Origin of the sequence: Curtobacterium sp. NPDC087082, assembly GCF_044745045.1 — a bacterium.
Taxonomy (GTDB): Bacteria; Actinomycetota; Actinomycetes; order Actinomycetales; family Microbacteriaceae; genus Curtobacterium.
In genome coordinates this window covers 47,119-63,034 of the sequence record NZ_JBIUZN010000001.1, presented here as the reverse complement: position 1 = coordinate 63,034, position 15,916 = coordinate 47,119, and the positions used below count along the sequence as shown (strand labels likewise).

The window sequence follows — 15,916 nt, the reverse complement described above, 5'->3', positions numbered from 1 at the left end:
TCAGGCCGCCCGGCCGGAGAGCTGCGTCCACGCCTGGAGCGCCGCTGCCATCTCGGCGGTCTTCTTGCTCGACCCGGTGCCGGTGGAGACGTCCTCGCCCTGGAGCACGACCGTGGCGTGGAAGGTCTTGTCGTGGTCGGGACCGGCCTCGGTCACGCGGTACGACGGGTTGCCGAGCGACAGGCTCGACGCGAGTTCCTGCAGGCTCGTCTTCGGGTCCATCGCGGCGCCGAAGCGGTCCGGGTCGATGAGGAGCGGTTCGACCAGCCGGAGCACCAGCTCGGTCGCCGGGTCGGGGCCGGCGGAGAGGTAGGTCGCGCCGATCACGGCCTCGACCGTGTCGGCGAGGATTGACGACTTGTCGCGGCCACCGGTCTGCTCTTCACCCTTGCCGAGCCGGAGGTACTGTCCGAGCCCGATCATGCGGGCGATCTCGGCGAGGGCGACCGTCGACACCAGGCTCGCGCGCCGCTTGGCGAGGTCGCCTTCGTCGAGGTCGGGGAAGGACCGGTAGAGCTTCACGGTCACGGCCTGGCCGAGGATCGAGTCCCCGAGGAACTCGAGGCGTTCGTTGTGCCCGATGCCACCGTGCTCGTACGCGTACGAGCGGTGGGTCAGGGCGAGCTGCAGGAGCTCGAGGTCGATGTCGGCCCCGAGGATCCCCTGCAGACGAACGACGTCCGGCCCCACGGGGCGGGACCCCGTGGCGCCGGACGTCGCTGTCATGCGTGTGGTCCGATCAGACGTCGGCGACCTTGCGGCCCTTGTACTCCATGTACAGGGGCGTGCCGGCGGAGTCCTCGACGACCTTCGCGCGGTGCGGGAGGCTGTAGGTGACCTTGCCGTTCTCGATCGTCTTCACGAGCTGGACCGGCGCGGCCTTCCACTGCGAACGACGGGCGTGCGTGTTGGCACGGGACTGCTTGCGCTTGGGAACGGCCATGGTGGTTCTCTTTCGGTTGGTCGGTGGTCAGTGGCGAGGGGCGGCGGTCAGTCGGCCTGGTCGGCGTCGGACCGCTCCTGACCCTCGGTGGTCTGGGGCGTGGTCGTGCTGGCTGCGTCGGTGTCCTCGCCGCCGCTCGTCGCGTCGTCGAGGGTGATGCCGCTCAGCGCAGCCCACCGCGGGTCCAGGACCTCGTGAGCGCGCTGCTCGCCGATGTCGGCCAGTCGCTCGCCCGTCACCGGGTCGAGGCCTGGGCAGTCCGGTCGGCAGACCGGCTGGAACGGCAGCGCCAGCACCACCGCATCTCGAACGACCTGTTCACAATCCACGTGGTCATCGTGAACGAAGAAGTCGAAATCCTCCGAGGCATCATACGCGAACAGCTCGGCGAAATCGACCTCGACGGGCTCGCTGATGTCGATGAGGCACCGGGAGCACTCGCCCTCGGCCTCGGCGCTGGCGTGCCCGGAGACGAGGACGCCCTCGTGCAGGCCCTCGAGCCGGAGGTCGATGTGCATCTCGGCGCCTTCGCGGACGGAGATGACACCCGCTCCCATCGCATCCGGCACCGCGATGTCGAGCGAGTGCTCGCGCATCTCGCCCGGCCGGTGCGCGAGGTCGCGCACGCGCAGGGCGTAGGGGCTGTTCACGTGGGAAGACACGATCGACAAGCCTACATCGCTCCGGCCTGCGAGTCGAGGCGGGGGCGGGCGTGTCCGGTTCCGTGCGTCCGGCGCTCAGCGTCCGGTGTGCTCGTGGAGGGCCGCCGCGACCACCTGCGGCACGTACGGGGTCACGTCGCCGCCGAGGGACGCCACCTGACGGATGAGCGAGCTCGACACGTGGGCGCGGGCGGCCTCCGGCAGCAGGAACACCGTCTCGACGTCGGCGAGGTGGCGGTTCATGATCGCCATCGGGGTCTCGTACGCGACGTCCTCGCCGGATCGGACGCCCTTGACGAGGACCTTCGCACCGACCTGCCGGCAGTAGTCGACGAGCAACCCCGAGGTCCACTCCCCGACCCGGACGTTGTCGGACACGCCCGTCTCGACGAGCGACTCCTCGATGAGGCGGACACGGTCGACCGCGTCGAACATCGCGGGCCGCTTGTCGGGGTTGTGCACGACGAGCACGTGCACCTCGTCGAAGAGCCCCGCCGCACGCCCGATCACGTCGAGGTGCCCGAGGGTCACGGGATCGAAGGAACCGGGGACCACCGCGATCTGCGCCATGCCAGCGACGATACCGGCGTTCAGTTCTTGCCGAGGAACGCGGCGTCGGACTCGTCGAGCCGCCGGGCCAGGGCTTCGCGGAGCGCGGGGTGCCCGTCGAGCTGCGGATCGGGCTCCAGCACGCGCTCGGCTTCCTCGCGCGCGTCGACGATGAGGTCGGCGTGCTCCACGACGCGCAGGAGGTTGAGCGACGACCGCCCGCCCGACTGCCGTTCGCCGAGCACGTCGCCCTCGCGCCGGAGCTCGAGGTCGACCCGCGCGAGCTCGAACCCGTCGTCGGACGCCGACACCGCGTCGACCCGTTCCCGCGAGGTCGTCTCGGCCTCGGCCGCGGTCACGAGCAGGCACACGCCGGCGTACTGGCCGCGGCCGATGCGCCCGCGGAGCTGGTGGAGCTGCGAGACGCCGAACCGGTCGGCGTCGAGCACGGCCATCATCGAGGCGTTCGGCACGTCGACGCCGACCTCGATCACGGTCGTGGCCACGAGCACGTCGACCGTTCCGGCCGCGAAGGAGGTCATCACCCGGTCCTTCTCGTCCGCCGTCATGCGGCCGTGCAGGACCTCGATCCGGCGGTCGGCGAGGACCGGCATCGTCCGCATGCGTTCCGCCGTGGCGAGCACGGTGGCCGGGGCGCGCTTCGGGGCGTCGTCGTTCGCCGGGTCGGGCTCGCCGTCGTCTTCCGTGTGAGCGTCGTCGATCGCCGGGCACACCACGAAGGCCTGTCGGCCGTCGGCGAGTTCCTCGGCCATGCGGGTCCAGATGCGGGACTCCCAGCCCGGGTGCTCGGCGAGCGGGACCGTGAAGGTCTCGACGCCGGCGCGGCCGGAGGGCAGCCCGGTGATCGTCGAGACGTCGAGGTCGCCGAACACCGTCATCGCCACCGTGCGCGGGATGGGCGTCGCGGTGAGGACGAGCACGTGCGGCGGTGTGGCCCCCTTCGTGCGGAGGGCCTCGCGCTGTTCGACCCCGAAGCGGTGCTGCTCGTCCACCACGACGAGGCCGAGCTCGGCGAAGTCGACCCGGTCGCCGAGGAGCGCGTGCGTGCCGACCACGAGCCGCGAGCTGCCGGACGCCGCTGCGAGCAGGGCCCGCCGCCGTTCGTCCGTCGACTGCGACCCCGTGAGGATCACCGGCCGGAGCTCGGCCGCGAGGTCGGGGCCGAGGAACTTCACGATCGACCGGAGGTGCTGCGCCGCGAGGACCTCGGTCGGGGCGATGAGCGCCGACTGCCCGCCGGACTCGGCCACGGTGAGCATCGCCCGGATCGCCACGAGGGTCTTGCCGGAGCCGACCTCGCCCTGCACGAGGCGGTGCATCGGCCAGTCCGCCGCCAGGTCGTGCGCGATCTCGGCGCCGACCGACCGCTGGTCGTCCGTGAGCGTGAACGGCAGCGTGGCGTCGAAGCGTTCGAGGATCCCGCCGGACGAGGCGGAGCGCGGCGTGGCGGCGGTGGCGCGCGCGGCGATCCGGCGCTGCACGAGGGCGGTCTGGAGCACGAACGCCTCGCGGTAGCGGAGGGCGTCCTGCGCGCGCTTGAAGTCCGCGACCTTCTCGGGGCGGTGCAGGAGTTCGAGGGCCTTGCGGAACGGCACGAGGTCGAGCCGGATCCGCACCCGGGCGGGGATCGGGTCCGGGACGTCGGGCAGCGTGTCGAGCACGATCGCCATCGACTTGGCGATCTGCCACGAGGTCAGCGTCGACGTCGCCGGGTAGATCGGGATCGGCTGGCGGGAGAAGCGGATGGCTTCCTCGGACTCGGGGTCCGCCGTCGCCCGGGGGTCGTCGCGGTCGAACAGCTCGTAGTCGGGGTGGGCGAGCTGCCGTGCACCGCGGTAGTCGCCGACCTTGCCGGAGAAGATGCCGCGGGCACCGGGCACGAGGTCCTTCGTCCGCCAGCCCTGGTTGAAGAACGTCAGGGTGAGCAGCCCCTTGCCGTCGCCGATCTTGGCTTCGAGGATCGACCCGCGGCGCGCACGCATCGTCCGTTCGCGGACGTCGACGACCTCGGCCACGATCGTCACCGACTCGCCGATCGCGAGGGAGTCGAGCGCGGTCAGGGCACCGCGTTCGGCGTAGCGCCGGGGCGCGTGCTCGAGGAACTCGCCGACCGTGCGGTACCCGAACGCCTTCTCGATCGCGCTCGCCGTCCGTCCGCCGAGGACGGTCGACAACCGCGCGTCGAGCGGTGCGGGGCCGAGGTCCGGCACCGCCGGCTCGGTTGTCGTTCCGGTCGTGACCACACGTCAACGGTACCCGGCGGCACCGACGCGATCCGCGCCTCCTGGACCGCCTGTGGAGAACGCCTCGAGCGCGCGGCGGCCCGCTACGGTGGCTGCATGACCCGCATCATCGCCGGCGCCGCCGGCTCCACGACGCTCCGGGTGCCGAAGTCCGGCACACGGCCGACGAGCGACCGGGTGCGCGAGGCACTGTTCTCGTCGCTCGAGGCACGCGGGCTCGTCGACGACACCTCCGTCGCGGACCTGTACGCCGGCACGGGTGCCCTCGGGCTCGAGGCGGCGTCCCGCGGTGCGGTCGAGGTCGTGCTCGTCGACCGGGCGTCGGCGGCGGCGCAGGCCTGCCGGGCGAACGCGAAGGCCGTGCAGCAGCGGGTTCCCGGGGTGCGGATCGACGTGCAGCCGCAGCCGGTGCTCGGGTACCTGCGCGGCACCGTGCGGACGTTCGACCTGGTGTTCATCGACCCGCCGTACGACGTCACCGAGCACGAGCTGGCCGAGGTGCTCGAGACGCTCGTGCCCCGGCTCACGGCGGCCGCGGTGGTCGTCGTGGAGCGGAGCAAGCGCTCCCCCGAGCCGACCTGGCCCGCGGGGCTCGAGCCGTTCAGCAAGCGGAGCTACGGCGAGACCGTCGCGTGGGAGGCCGTGGTCGCCGCCGCCTGACGCCGCGCCCGCGCCCGCGAGCCGGTCAGCCGGCCGCGCCGTCCCAGTCGGCGTAGGGGTCCCACCCGGTCGTCGGCACGGGCACTCCCCCGCGCACGAGGTCCGCGTCGCCCCGGTCGAGCACGACGCCGATCCGACGGAACCCCCCGGGCAGCGGGACACCGGGCGGGAACGCGGCGAGCAGCCCGTGGTCCTCACCGCCGTGCAGCGCCACCTCGTCGATGACGTGCCCGCTGTCGGAGGCCTCGTCGAGCGCCAGTGTCACCCCGCTGGCCCGGGCGAGCCGTCCGGCGTCGATCGCCAGCCCGTCGGAGAGGTCGAGCATCGCCGTCGCCCCCGCGGACGCCGCGCGTGGCCCGTCCGCGATCGGCGGGACCGGGCGCCGCTGTCGTCCGACGTCGGGGTCCGTGTCCGCGCCGCTCGCCACGACCGCGTCGCGGGAGGGTTCGCCGCCGGCGTCCACACCCTCGCGGAAGAGCCGCGTCAACCCGCGCGCCGCCGGTCCGAGCTCCCCCGAGACGGCGAGGACGTCCCCGGGGCGGGCACCCGAGCGGACGACGGGGGCACGGCCCTCGAGGTCGCCGAACGCCGTCACCGACACCGTGAACGCCGACGACGTGGAGAGGTCCCCGCCGATGACGCCGCAGCCGGGCGCCAGGGCGTCGACGGCCAGGCGCACCCCGTCCGCGAAGGCCTCGAGCACCGCCACGGGGGTGTCCTGTGGCGCCGCCAAGGCGATCACGAGGCCGGTCGGCACCGCACCCATCGCGGCGACGTCGGACAGGTTCGTCGCCGCGGCCTTCCACCCGACGTCCTCGGGTGCGGACCAGGCCCAGCGGAAGTCCGGCCCGTGCACCATCATGTCCGTGGTCACCACGAACCGGCCGTCCGGGGCCGCCACGACCGCGCAGTCGTCGCCGGGGCCGAGCAGCGGCGCTCCGGCGGGCAACCGGCGCACGATGCGGTCGAGGACGACGAGTTCGCCGAGCTCCCCCACGGTCGGTCCGGCCCAGGCGTCGTACGTCGCGTCCACACGAGAACGGTAGCCTGGACGTCGATGGACACCGTGCGCCGCCCCACCCGGAAGACCGCGATCGTGGGCGTCGTGATCGCCCTCGCGGCCGGTCTGACCGGCTGCACGAACGCCGTCGCGATGTCCCCGGCGCCCTCAGCCGACGCCGCCGCGTGCGCAGCGGTGCAGGTCCGGCTGCCGGCAGCGGTCGACTCGAAGTTCGACCTGCGGAACACGAACGCCCAGTCGACGGCGGCGTGGGGCGACCCCGAGGTGGCCCTGTACCACTGCGGCGTGGCCGTCCCGACGGTCTCCGACCTGCCGTGCTTCTCGCTCGGTGACGTCGACTGGATCCGGGACGACCGTGGCGGGCAGATCGTCTACACGACCTTCGGGCGGTCGCCGGCGGTCCAGCTCGTCATCGACGCGACGAAGACCACGAACCAGGTCGTGCAGGACGTCACCGACGCGGTGTCGACGCTCCCGAAGGACGGGCACCAGTGCCTGGACCCGTCCGACGTCGACCAGTAGGCCCGGGTCAGCGGACGGCGGCGCGCCCCAGCTCGATGAGCTCGCGGACGAGCTCGCCGTAGGACACGCCCGACGCCGCCCAGCAGCGCGGGTACATCGACAGCGGCGTGAACCCCGGCATCGTGTTGACCTCGTTCACCACGAAGCCGTCGTCGGTCAGGAAGCAGTCGACGCGGGCGAGCCCGGAGCCGCCGATCGCCTCGAACGCCCGGGCGCCGATCGACCGGATCTCGTCCGTCTGCGCCTCGGTGAGCGGGGCCGGGCAGAGCAGCGACTCGTCACCGCCGAGGTACTTCGACGCGAAGTCGTAGAAGCCGTCCTCGGCGACGACGATCTCGCCCGGCAGGCTCGTGCGCGGGACTCCGTCACGACCCTCGAGCACCGCGACCTCGACCTCGCGCCCGATCACCCGCGGCTCGACGATGACCTTGGAGTCGTGCTCGAACGCCAGGTCCATCGCGGCACCGAGCTCGTCGGGACCGTCCACGCGGGACACCCCCATGCTGGAGCCCGCACGTGCCGGCTTCACGAAGAGCGGCCACCCGTGCGCGGCGATCGCCTCGGCGACGTCGACCGGGTCGGCCGACCACTCGCGACGGAGCACGGTCGTCCACGGCGCGACCCGGAGCCCGGCGTGCTCGAGGACCGCCTTGGCGACGTGCTTGTCCATGGCCAGGGCGCTCGCGAGCACCCCGTCGCCGACGTACGGCAGACCGGCGATCTCGAGCAGCCCCTGGACGGTGCCGTCCTCGCCGAACGGGCCGTGCAGGATCGGGAAGACGATGTCGACCGCGATCGTCGTGACGGAGCCGTCCGGGTGCGAGACCACGAGCTCGTTCGTCGCCGGCGACGTCGGGAACGCCACGCGGGTGCCGTTGTCGGGCACGGTCGGGAGCGTGCCGTCACGGAGCGCCCACTGCGCAGGGTCGTCGGGCTGGAGCGTGAACGCCCCGTCCTTCGTGATGCCGATCGGCACGAGGTCGTACTCGGCACGGTCGACGACGTCCATGATCCCGCCGGCGGTCACGCAGCTGATCTCGTGCTCGCTCGAACGGCCGCCGAACAGCACGGCGACGGTCGTCGGTGGCACGGGTGCGATCGTGGGCATGGCAGTCCTCTTGCTGGTCGGGGTCGGACCGGTCACTCGCCCTGGGGTTCGTCGGTCTCGGTGAGGTGCGGCGCGATGTTGCGCGGATCGAGCCTACCGGCGAGCACCTCGGCGACCTGCCCCACGATGGGCATGTCGACGCCGTTCGCCGCGGCGAGCTCGAGGATCGGCGCGACCGAGGCGAGCCCCTCGGCGGTCTGGTTCATCTGGCGCACGACCTCGTCGAACCGGTACCCCTGGCCGAGCAGCCGCCCCGCGGTGTTGTTCCGCGAGAGCGGTGACTGGCACGTGGCGATGAGGTCGCCGAGACCGGCGAGCCCGGACAGCGTCGAGGGCTGCGCGCCGAGCGACACCGCGAAGTCGGTCATCTCGGCGAGCCCGCGCGTGATGATCGACGCCTTCGTGTTCTCGCCGTAGCCGACGCCGTCGACGATGCCGATCGCCACGGCGATGAGGTTCTTCAGCACGCCGCCGAACTCGGTGCCGATGACGTCGGTGTTGATGAACGACCGGAAGTACGGGTTCGTGGCGACGGCGGCCACCGCGCTGGCGGTCTCGGCCGACGACGAGGACACGACGGCCGCGGTGGGCTGCCGACGGGCGATCTCCAGCGCCAGGTTCGGGCCGCTCGCGACGGCGATGCGGTCCTGGTCGATGCCGAGGCCCTGGAGCAGGACCTCGCTCATCCGCAGACCGGTCGCCTTCTCGACGCCCTTCATCAGGCTCACCACGGGCACCCCCGGCGCGAGCAGCGGCGCGATCGCGTCGAGGTTCGACCGCAGGGTCTGCGACGGCACCGACACGTACACCTGCTGGGCGCCGTCGAGCACGGCGGACAGCGACGTCGAGGCGGTCAGGGTGCGCGGGAGGTTGATGCCGGGCAGGTACTCCGAGTTGCGCTTGGTCTCGGTGATCTCGCGCGCGACCTCGGGGCGACGTGCCCACACGACCGTGTCCGCACCGCCCTCGGCGAGGACCTTGGCGAACGTGGTCCCCCAGCTGCCGGCACCGATGACGGCGACGCGCGGCTTGTCGGTCGACTGCATGACCACGCGGATCGCGGCGGTGTCCACCGCTCCGGGGGCTGCGACCGCGGGGTCCGGGTGGTCATCGTGCGGGCGGAGGCCCGGTCGCTGCTCACTCAAACCGGCCGGTCTCCTTCTGGTTGTTCGCCGCCGGGTCCCAGCGGGTCGGGGGTGCCTGCTGCCCGCGGAGCTCCTCGAGCAGCGCGGTGATGTGCCGCATGAGCAGCTCGGTCGCCTCGACGAGCACCTGCTGGTCGATCGGCTTGCCGCGGTACGCCGACAGGTCGACGGGGTCGCCGACGATGACGTCCACGCGCGACGGCGGGATGAGCCGGAGCTTCTTGCCGTACCGCGCCATGATGTTCTGCGTGCCCCAGTGGGCCATCGGGATGAGCGGCACGTCGTTCTCGAGCGCGATCCGCACCGCGCCGGTCTTGCCGCGCATCGGCCACAGGTCCGGGTCACGGGTGAGCGTGCCCTCGGGGTAGACGATGATGGCGCCGCCCTGCTCGATGAGGGACCGGCCGCCACCGAGCGGGTCGCTCAGCCGGGTACGGCCGGAACGCTCGACGGGGATCTGGCCCATGCCGGACATGATCTTGCCGAAGACCGGGACCTTGAAGAGCGACGCCTTCGCGAGGAACCGCGGTGCCCGACGGGACAGCCAGACCGCCGTGCCGACGACGAGCGGGTCGATGTTGGTGAAGTGGTTCGGTGCGAGCACGAACGCGCCCTCGGCCGGCAACCGGTTCGGTCCGTGCCAGTGGTAGCGCGCGGAGAAGCGGAAGGTCGGGATGACCACGGTCGCGAGGATCCGGAAGGCCGTGTTCAGCTCGCCGCGACGCCACCGGCGCCCAGGGACGGGCATGCCGGTGGTGACCTGCGAGGCGGAGGCGCGCCGCGCCTCCTGGCCCTCACCGTCACCGCGAGGTGCCGGAGCAGCAGTCACCGCGCTAGCCCGCGAAGTCGAAGTCGGCGCCGAGCTTGCGCAGCTTCGGGATGAAGTGCTCGTAGCCGCGGCTGATGATGCCGACGTTCGTGATGTGGGACTCGCCCTCGGCGGTGAGTGCCGCGATGAGGTGGCTGAAGCCGCCGCGGAGGTCCGGCACGCGGACGTTGGCGGCGTGGAGCGTCGTCGGGCCGGTGATGACCGCGGCCTGCTCGAAGGGACGGCGGGCGACGCGACGGTCGTGCCCGGGCAGGCCCTCCTTGTGGACGACGATGTCCGCGCCCATCTCGTTCAGGGCGTCGGTGAAGCCGAAGCGGTTCTCGTACACGGTCTCGTGCACGATGCTCTGCCCGGCGGCCTGGGTCAGGGCCACGACGAGCGGCTGCTGCCAGTCCGTCATGAACCCGGGGTGCACGTCCGTCTCGATGACGACCGGCTTGAGGACCTCGAGCTCGCGGTAGAAGCGGATGCCGTCCTCTTGGATGTCGAACCCGCCGCCGACCTTGCGGAAGACGTTGAGGAACGTCATGAGTTCCTGCTGCTTCGCGCCCTCGACGAAGATGTCGCCGTTGGTCGCGAGCGCGGCGGAGGCCCAGCTGGCGGCCTCGTTGCGGTCGTTGATCGCACGGTGCGTGTAGCCGCGGAGCGACTGCACGCCCTCGATGAAGATGACGCGGTTCGGCTCGACCGAGACGATGGCGCCCATCTTCTGCAGGATCGCGATGAGGTCCATGATCTCGGGCTCGATCGCGGCGTTCCGGAGCTCCGTGACGCCCTCGGCGAGGGTCGCGGACAGCAGGACCTGCTCGGTGGCGCCGACGCTCGGGTACGGCAGCTCGATGTACGCGCCCTTGAGGCCGTCCGGGGCGGTGAGGTGGATGCCGTTGACCTGCTTGTCGACGACCGCGCCCATGGCACGGAGGGCGTCGAGGTGGAAGTCGATCGGGCGGTCGCCGATGCGGCAGCCACCGAGGTCCGGGATGAACGCCTCGCCGAGCTTGTGCAGCAGCGGACCGCAGAACAGGATCGGGATGCGGCTCGAACCGGCGTGGGCGTCGATCTCGGCGAAGTGCGCCGACTCGACGTTCGACGGGTCGAGGATGAGCTCGCCTCGTGCAGGATCGGTGATGCGCACGCCGTGCACCTCGAGCAGCCCGCGGACGACCTTGACGTCGGAGATGTCCGGGACGTCCTTGAGGATCGACGGGGTGTCACCGAGCAGCGACGCCACCATGGCCTTGGTCGCGAGGTTCTTCGCCCCGCGGACCTCGATGCGTCCCACGAGCGGCTTGCCCCCGCGGATGACGATCTCGTCCGACTTGAGGCCCACGCGCGCCCCTGCGGCCGCTGCGTCCTGTACGAGAGAGTTCACTACTTCACCGGCAATGTCTTCGGCCGCCAACGGGAGCGGCGGGATTCGAACTCCGTGATCGAGGTCTCGTCACGGAGGGTGAGCCCGATGTCGTCGAGCCCTTCCATCAACCGCCAACGAGTGTAAGCGTCGATCTCGAAGGGGACGTCCACATCCCCGAGCGACACGCGCTGCGCCACCAGGTCCACGGTCGCCGACACCCCCGGGTTCCGCTCGATCTCGGCCCAGAGCCGCTCGACTTCCGATTCGGTCACGATCGCGGTGACCAGTCCCTGCTTGCCCGCGTTGCCCTTGAAGATGTCGGCGAAGCGAGGCGAGATGACGACCGCGAAGCCGAAGTCACGCAGTGCCCAGACGGCGTGCTCACGCGACGAGCCGGTGCCGAAGTCCGGGCCTGCCACCAGGACCTTCGCGCCCTGGTACTCGGGCTGGTTCAGCACGAAGTCGGGGTCCTGGCGCCAGCCGGAGAACAGGGCGTCCTCGAAGCCGGTCTTCGTGACCCGCTTGAGGTAGACCGCGGGGATGATCTGGTCGGTGTCGACGTTGGACCGCTTGAGCGGTGCGGCGATCCCGGTGACGGTGGTGATCTTGTCCATCAGATTGCCCCTTCCAGGACGGCGTTCGACTCGGACGTCTCCAGGTCCCACGGGCTGGAGAGCGTGCCACGCACGGCGGTCGCCGCGGCCACGAGCGGCGACACCAGGTGGGTGCGCCCGCCCTTGCCCTGACGCCCCTCGAAGTTGCGGTTCGACGTGCTCGCGCAGCGCTCCCCCGGTGCCAGCTGGTCGGGGTTCATGCCGAGGCACATCGAGCAGCCGGCGAACCGCCACTCGGCGCCGAACTCCGTGATGACCTTGTCCAGCCCCTCGGCCTCGGCCTCGAGCCGGACCCGTGCGGACCCCGGCACGACCATGACCCGGACCCCGTCGGCCTTCTTGCGGCCCTGGATGATCGACGCGAAGGCCCGCAGGTCCTCGATGCGCGAGTTCGTGCACGACCCCATGAAGACCGCGTCGACGGCGATGTCCTTCATCGGGGTACCGGCCGCGATGTCCATGTACTCCAGCGCACGCTGCGCGGCGGCCTGGTCGTTCGGGTCGTCGAAGTCGGCGGGCGACGGCACGCTCTCGGACAGCGAGACGCCCTGGCCGGGGTTGGTGCCCCAGGTGACGAAGGGCTCGAGCTCGTCGGCGTCGATGAAGACCTCGGCGTCGAACACCGCGTCGTCGTCGGTCGACAGGGTGTCCCAGTACGCGACGGCGTCGTCCCAGTCCTGGCCGGTCGGGGCGTGGTCGCGACCCTGCACGTAGTCGTAGGTGGTCTGGTCGGGGGCGACCATGCCGGCGCGGGCACCGGCCTCGATCGACATGTTGCAGATCGTCATGCGGCCCTCCATCGAGAGGGCACGGATCGCCGAGCCGCGGTACTCGAGCACGTAGCCCTGCCCGCCGCCGGTGCCGATCTTCGCGATGACGGCGAGGATGATGTCCTTCGCCGTCACGCCCGGACGCAGCGTGCCCTCGACCGTGATCGCCATGGTCTTGAAGGGCTTGAGCGGCAGGGTCTGGGTCGCGAGGACGTGCTCGACCTCGGACGTCCCGATGCCGAACGCCATCGCACCGAACGCCCCGTGCGTGCTGGTGTGCGAGTCGCCGCAGACCACCGTGATGCCGGGCATGGTCAGGCCGAGCTGGGGACCGACCACGTGGACGATGCCCTGCTCCTTGTCGCCCAGGGAGTGCAGGCGGACGCCGAACTCCTCGCAGTTGCGACGGAGCGTCTCGATCTGGGTCCGGCTGGTCGGGTCCGCGATCGGACGGTCGATCGCGAGGGTCGGGGTGTTGTGGTCCTCGGTCGCGATCGTCAGGTCCAGGCGGCGCACCGGCCTGCCGGCCTGGCGCAGGCCGTCGAACGCCTGCGGACTCGTGACCTCGTGCACGAGGTGGAGGTCGATGTAGAGGAGGTCGGGGTTGCCGTCCTCGCCCTTGACCACGACGTGGTCGTCCCACACCTTCTCGGCGAGCGTCTTTCCCATCGGCCCGACCCTTCCTCGTTGTCGTCGATGCGCCGCTGTCGCGGCTCGGTCCGGCGAGTCTAGCAGGTTGGTATACCAACGTGCTCCCGCGCCGATCCGGCGGCCTGGAGGCGCGGTTCGACTCCGCGACACCCGTCGCGGTGGGAAGATGGTCGCGACATGACGACACCTGCGCACTCGACCCGGACCATCAACATCGAGGGCGCGATCCGCGCCGCGGTCGCCGGTGGCGCCCCGCTCGCGCTGCTCATCGCCCTCGGGATGCCCGGGTACGCCGCCTTCGCCATGTTCGCCGGGTTCACGGCGATCTTCGGCGCGACCGAGCCCTACCGGCAGCGTGCGGTGACGACCGGTGTCGCCGGCGCGATGCAGGCGGTGTGCATGGCCGCCGGCGTGGGTGTCGCCCTGGCCGGGTCGCAGCTCTGGATGCAGGCGGTCGGGCTCGTCCTCGTGCTCGTCTTCGCCGTCTGCACGCTGAGCGCCCTCCGCTCGATCCCGGCGCAGCCGATCTTCCCGGTGTTCGCGTTCCTCGTCTCGTCGCTCGTGCCGGTCCGGTCGGCCGACGTCCCGGTCATCGCCACGATCATCGTGTGCTCGGTCGTCTGGGCCTGGCTCGTCGCGATGTCCGGCTCCGTCCTGCGCCTCGTGCTGCACCCGCACGCCCCGCACCGGTTCCGGCCGCTGGCGGAGCGCAAGCACCGTTCGCTCGCGGTGCTCCGGACGCCCGCGCTGTGGGAGACCGTGGCCCTCAACGTGGTCGGAGCGCTCGTCGCCGGGGCCGTCGCCGAGACGATCCCCGGGCTCGGGCACCCCTACTGGGCGGTCATCGCCGTGGTGTCGACGCTGCCCGCACTGCGCCAGCGGCACACGGTGTTCCGGGCGTTCCAGCGGTTCATCGGCACGATCGGCGGCACCGTGATCGCGGTGGGCATCCTGCTGCTGGAGCCCTCGGCGTGGTGGATCGTCCTGATCGCCGTCGTCGGGCAGTTCTTCGCGGAGATCTTCGTCGCGCGGCACTACGCCGTGTGCCTGCTCTTCCTCACGCCGCTTGCACTCGCCGTGTCGTGGCTGAGCCTGCCCGAGGCGCCGGAGCTCCTCGCGCTCGACCGCGTCGCGCAGACCACCCTGGGCGCGCTCGTCAGCGTCGCGCTGCTGTTCGTGGGGCGTGGGATCGAGCGGCGGCGCGGTCGCGCGCTGGGCGCGACGAGCGCGATCCGCACCGTCTGACGCGGGCTGCGCGGACAGGAGGGGCGGGTCGGGCCGGCACCGCGCCTCCCGTCCGCAACCGCCCGCCGCAGACCCGCTGCGGACGCGTGCGCGGACGCGTCAGTCGCGGGGCTGGATGTTCCAGGCGTCGATGACGGGGCGGCCGTGCTCGTACCCGAGCACGCTCACCGAGGCGGTGCCGAGCTTCAGCACGGCGCCGTCCTGCGGTGCGAGGCGGATCCACGCGGCGCCGAGCGCGCGGAGGACGTGCCCGTGGGCGACGACGATCGCGTCCTGCCCCTCGGCGAGGACCGGTCGGGCACGGTTGAGGATGCGCTCGACGCGGACCCGGACCTCGGCGGCGTTCTCGCCGGGGGTGTCACCGGCGGGCACGCCGTCGGTCCAGAGGTCCCACGGGCCGTGCCGGAGGACCTTGATCTGCGGCGTGGTGAGCCCCTCGTACGCGCCGTAGTCCCACTCGTAGAGGTCCTCGTCGAGCTCCGCGTCGACACCGACGAGCGCCGCCGTGTCGCGGGCACGCTGCAACGGGCTGGACAGTGCCAGCGCGAACGTGCGGTCCGCCAGGTACCGGCCGGCGCGCTTCGCCTGCTCGATGCCGTTCTCGGTGAGCGGGATGTCGGTGCGGCCGGTGTGCTGCCCGCTCTTCGACCACTCCGTCTCTCCGTGACGGACGAGGACGAGTTCGCCGGGGCGTTCCGAGGTCATGTGTTCCTTCCGATGAGCAGGCCGAGCGCGGCTGCGCCGACCGAGACGACGAGCATCCCGAGGCCGTTCAGGACGGCGAGCCGGGGCTTGCCGGATCGGAGGAGCTGTACGGTCTCGACGCTCGCCGTCGAGAACGTCGTGTACCCACCCATCATGCCCGTTCCGAGCACCGCGACGACCGGGAGCGGGATCGTGCCCGCCTGCCCGAGGCCCGTCAGGACCCCGAGGACGAGCGATCCGGACACGTTGATGACGACCGTGCCGAGCGGGAAGCCGGACACCCGGGCCTTCACGACGCCGTCGAGGAGGAAGCGCAGCGCCGCGCCGACTCCCCCGCCGACCGCGACGAGGAGCAGTTCGAGGGCGTTCACCGGGCGCCTCCGGACCGGACCACCGTGGCGAGCCCGATGCCGGCCACGACGGCGAGCAGCCCCGCCACCACCGTGAGCAGGGCGTACCCGCTGCCGGCGCCCCAGCGACCGACGTCGAGCAGCTGCGCGGTGTCGTCGGCGAGCGTGCTGTAGGTCGTGAAGCCGCCGAGGATCCCGGTGCCGACGAACAACCGCAGGCCCCGACGACGCCCGACGTCCGGGCCGCGGTGCGCCAGCGCCTCGAGCAGGAGGCCGAGGCAGAACGCGCCGACGACGTTGATCGCGAAGATCGCCCAGCTGATGCCGTCGTGCGCCGGGAAGACCTCGGCGAGGAGCGCTCGGACACCGGTGCCGATCGCCCCGCCGAGTGCGACGACGCCGAGCATCGACCAGCGGAGGTGGGGTGGACGTTCGTGCACGGTGCTCCTATCGCCGAGCACGCCGGATCGTCTCCGCGCGTGCGGTGTTCTCGGGATAGGGACCGTTGGCGGCTGGCCGCGGTT

General features: G+C 71.8%; 18 protein-coding genes. 3 read left to right on the top strand and 15 right to left on the bottom strand.

The window, feature by feature from the left end; genetic code table 11:
* The 5 genes from rnc to ACIPEP_RS00285 form a co-directional block, all read right to left on the bottom strand.
* A complete protein-coding gene (gene rnc, locus ACIPEP_RS00305; RefSeq protein ID WP_309888899.1) occupies window positions 1–726 on the bottom strand; it encodes a ribonuclease III in 726 nt (241 codons plus the stop codon).
* Window positions 727–739: 13 nt separating this feature from the next.
* On the bottom strand, window positions 740–943 hold the full coding sequence (gene rpmF / locus ACIPEP_RS00300) for a 50S ribosomal protein L32 (RefSeq protein WP_022905230.1): 204 nt from the start codon (window positions 941–943) through the stop codon (window positions 740–742).
* Window positions 944–990: 47 nt separating this feature from the next.
* Window positions 991–1,593 (bottom strand): DUF177 domain-containing protein, encoded by a 603-nt coding sequence (locus ACIPEP_RS00295; RefSeq protein ID WP_070416418.1) that lies wholly within the window; start codon window positions 1,591–1,593, stop codon window positions 991–993.
* Between the two features lie 87 nt (window positions 1,594–1,680).
* Window positions 1,681–2,175: a pantetheine-phosphate adenylyltransferase gene (coaD, locus tag ACIPEP_RS00290; protein ID WP_070416419.1), complete on the bottom strand. Its 495-nt coding sequence runs from the start codon at window positions 2,173–2,175 to the stop codon at window positions 1,681–1,683.
* 20 nt (window positions 2,176–2,195) lie between these two features.
* Window positions 2,196–4,385, bottom strand: a complete 2,190-nt coding sequence (locus ACIPEP_RS00285) for an ATP-dependent DNA helicase RecG (RefSeq protein ID WP_402716685.1) — start codon at window positions 4,383–4,385, stop codon at window positions 2,196–2,198.
* 129 nt (window positions 4,386–4,514) lie between these two features.
* On the opposite strand from ACIPEP_RS00285, the gene ACIPEP_RS00280 reads away from it, so the two are divergent.
* Window positions 4,515–5,078 carry an RsmD family RNA methyltransferase gene (locus ACIPEP_RS00280; protein WP_070416420.1) on the top strand — a complete coding sequence of 188 codons (564 nt, stop codon included), beginning with the start codon at window positions 4,515–4,517 and terminating at the stop codon, window positions 5,076–5,078.
* A 25-nt stretch (window positions 5,079–5,103) separates the two neighbouring features.
* Here ACIPEP_RS00280 and thiL read toward each other — a convergent pair whose 3' ends face one another.
* Window positions 5,104–6,111: a thiamine-phosphate kinase gene (gene thiL / locus ACIPEP_RS00275; RefSeq protein WP_402716133.1), complete on the bottom strand. Its 1,008-nt coding sequence runs from the start codon at window positions 6,109–6,111 to the stop codon at window positions 5,104–5,106.
* A 24-nt stretch (window positions 6,112–6,135) separates the two neighbouring features.
* Between thiL and ACIPEP_RS00270 the strand changes: the two genes are divergently transcribed.
* Window positions 6,136–6,621 (top strand): DUF3515 family protein, encoded by a 486-nt coding sequence (locus ACIPEP_RS00270; protein ID WP_071302177.1) that lies wholly within the window; start codon window positions 6,136–6,138, stop codon window positions 6,619–6,621.
* A gap of 7 nt (window positions 6,622–6,628) precedes the next feature.
* On the opposite strand, the gene ACIPEP_RS00265 is transcribed toward ACIPEP_RS00270, so the two are convergent.
* The 6 genes from ACIPEP_RS00265 to leuC all read right to left on the bottom strand — a co-directional run bounded on the left by ACIPEP_RS00265 (window position 6,629) and on the right by leuC (window position 13,110).
* On the bottom strand, window positions 6,629–7,729 hold the full coding sequence (locus ACIPEP_RS00265) for a D-alanine--D-alanine ligase family protein (RefSeq protein ID WP_071302178.1): 1,101 nt from the start codon (window positions 7,727–7,729) through the stop codon (window positions 6,629–6,631).
* A 32-nt stretch (window positions 7,730–7,761) separates the two neighbouring features.
* Entirely contained in the window at window positions 7,762–8,775 is a 1,014-nt protein-coding gene (locus ACIPEP_RS00260) for an NAD(P)H-dependent glycerol-3-phosphate dehydrogenase (protein WP_070419107.1), read from the bottom strand.
* A gap of 91 nt (window positions 8,776–8,866) precedes the next feature.
* Entirely contained in the window at window positions 8,867–9,703 is an 837-nt protein-coding gene (locus ACIPEP_RS00255) for a lysophospholipid acyltransferase family protein (RefSeq protein ID WP_309888907.1), read from the bottom strand.
* A 4-nt stretch (window positions 9,704–9,707) separates the two neighbouring features.
* Complete coding sequence (gene murA / locus ACIPEP_RS00250; protein WP_071296140.1) at window positions 9,708–11,075, bottom strand: UDP-N-acetylglucosamine 1-carboxyvinyltransferase; 1,368 nt, start codon at window positions 11,073–11,075, stop codon at window positions 9,708–9,710.
* Window positions 11,075–11,671: a 3-isopropylmalate dehydratase small subunit gene (leuD, locus tag ACIPEP_RS00245; RefSeq protein WP_070416426.1), complete on the bottom strand. Its 597-nt coding sequence runs from the start codon at window positions 11,669–11,671 to the stop codon at window positions 11,075–11,077. The genes murA and leuD overlap by 1 nt, the downstream gene beginning before the upstream one ends.
* Entirely contained in the window at window positions 11,671–13,110 is a 1,440-nt protein-coding gene (gene leuC / locus ACIPEP_RS00240) for a 3-isopropylmalate dehydratase large subunit (protein ID WP_402716132.1), read from the bottom strand. Before leuC ends, leuD begins: the two co-directional genes overlap by 1 nt.
* A gap of 159 nt (window positions 13,111–13,269) precedes the next feature.
* Here leuC and ACIPEP_RS00235 point away from each other — a divergent pair, with 159 nt between their 5' ends.
* A complete protein-coding gene (locus tag ACIPEP_RS00235; RefSeq protein WP_402716131.1) occupies window positions 13,270–14,337 on the top strand; it encodes an FUSC family protein in 1,068 nt (355 codons plus the stop codon).
* 99 nt (window positions 14,338–14,436) lie between these two features.
* Here the strand turns inward: ACIPEP_RS00235 and ACIPEP_RS00230 are convergent, their stop codons facing one another.
* From ACIPEP_RS00230 to ACIPEP_RS00220, 3 genes are read right to left on the bottom strand one after another with little or no spacing between them, the layout of a single operon-like run.
* Window positions 14,437–15,042 carry a histidine phosphatase family protein gene (locus ACIPEP_RS00230; protein ID WP_070416429.1) on the bottom strand — a complete coding sequence of 202 codons (606 nt, stop codon included), beginning with the start codon at window positions 15,040–15,042 and terminating at the stop codon, window positions 14,437–14,439.
* A complete protein-coding gene (crcB, locus tag ACIPEP_RS00225; RefSeq protein ID WP_071296136.1) occupies window positions 15,039–15,413 on the bottom strand; it encodes a fluoride efflux transporter CrcB in 375 nt (124 codons plus the stop codon). Before crcB ends, ACIPEP_RS00230 begins: the two co-directional genes overlap by 4 nt.
* Entirely contained in the window at window positions 15,410–15,832 is a 423-nt protein-coding gene (locus ACIPEP_RS00220; protein WP_402716130.1) for a fluoride efflux transporter FluC, read from the bottom strand. The genes crcB and ACIPEP_RS00220 overlap by 4 nt, the downstream gene beginning before the upstream one ends.
* Between the last annotated feature and the right edge of the window lie 84 nt (window positions 15,833–15,916).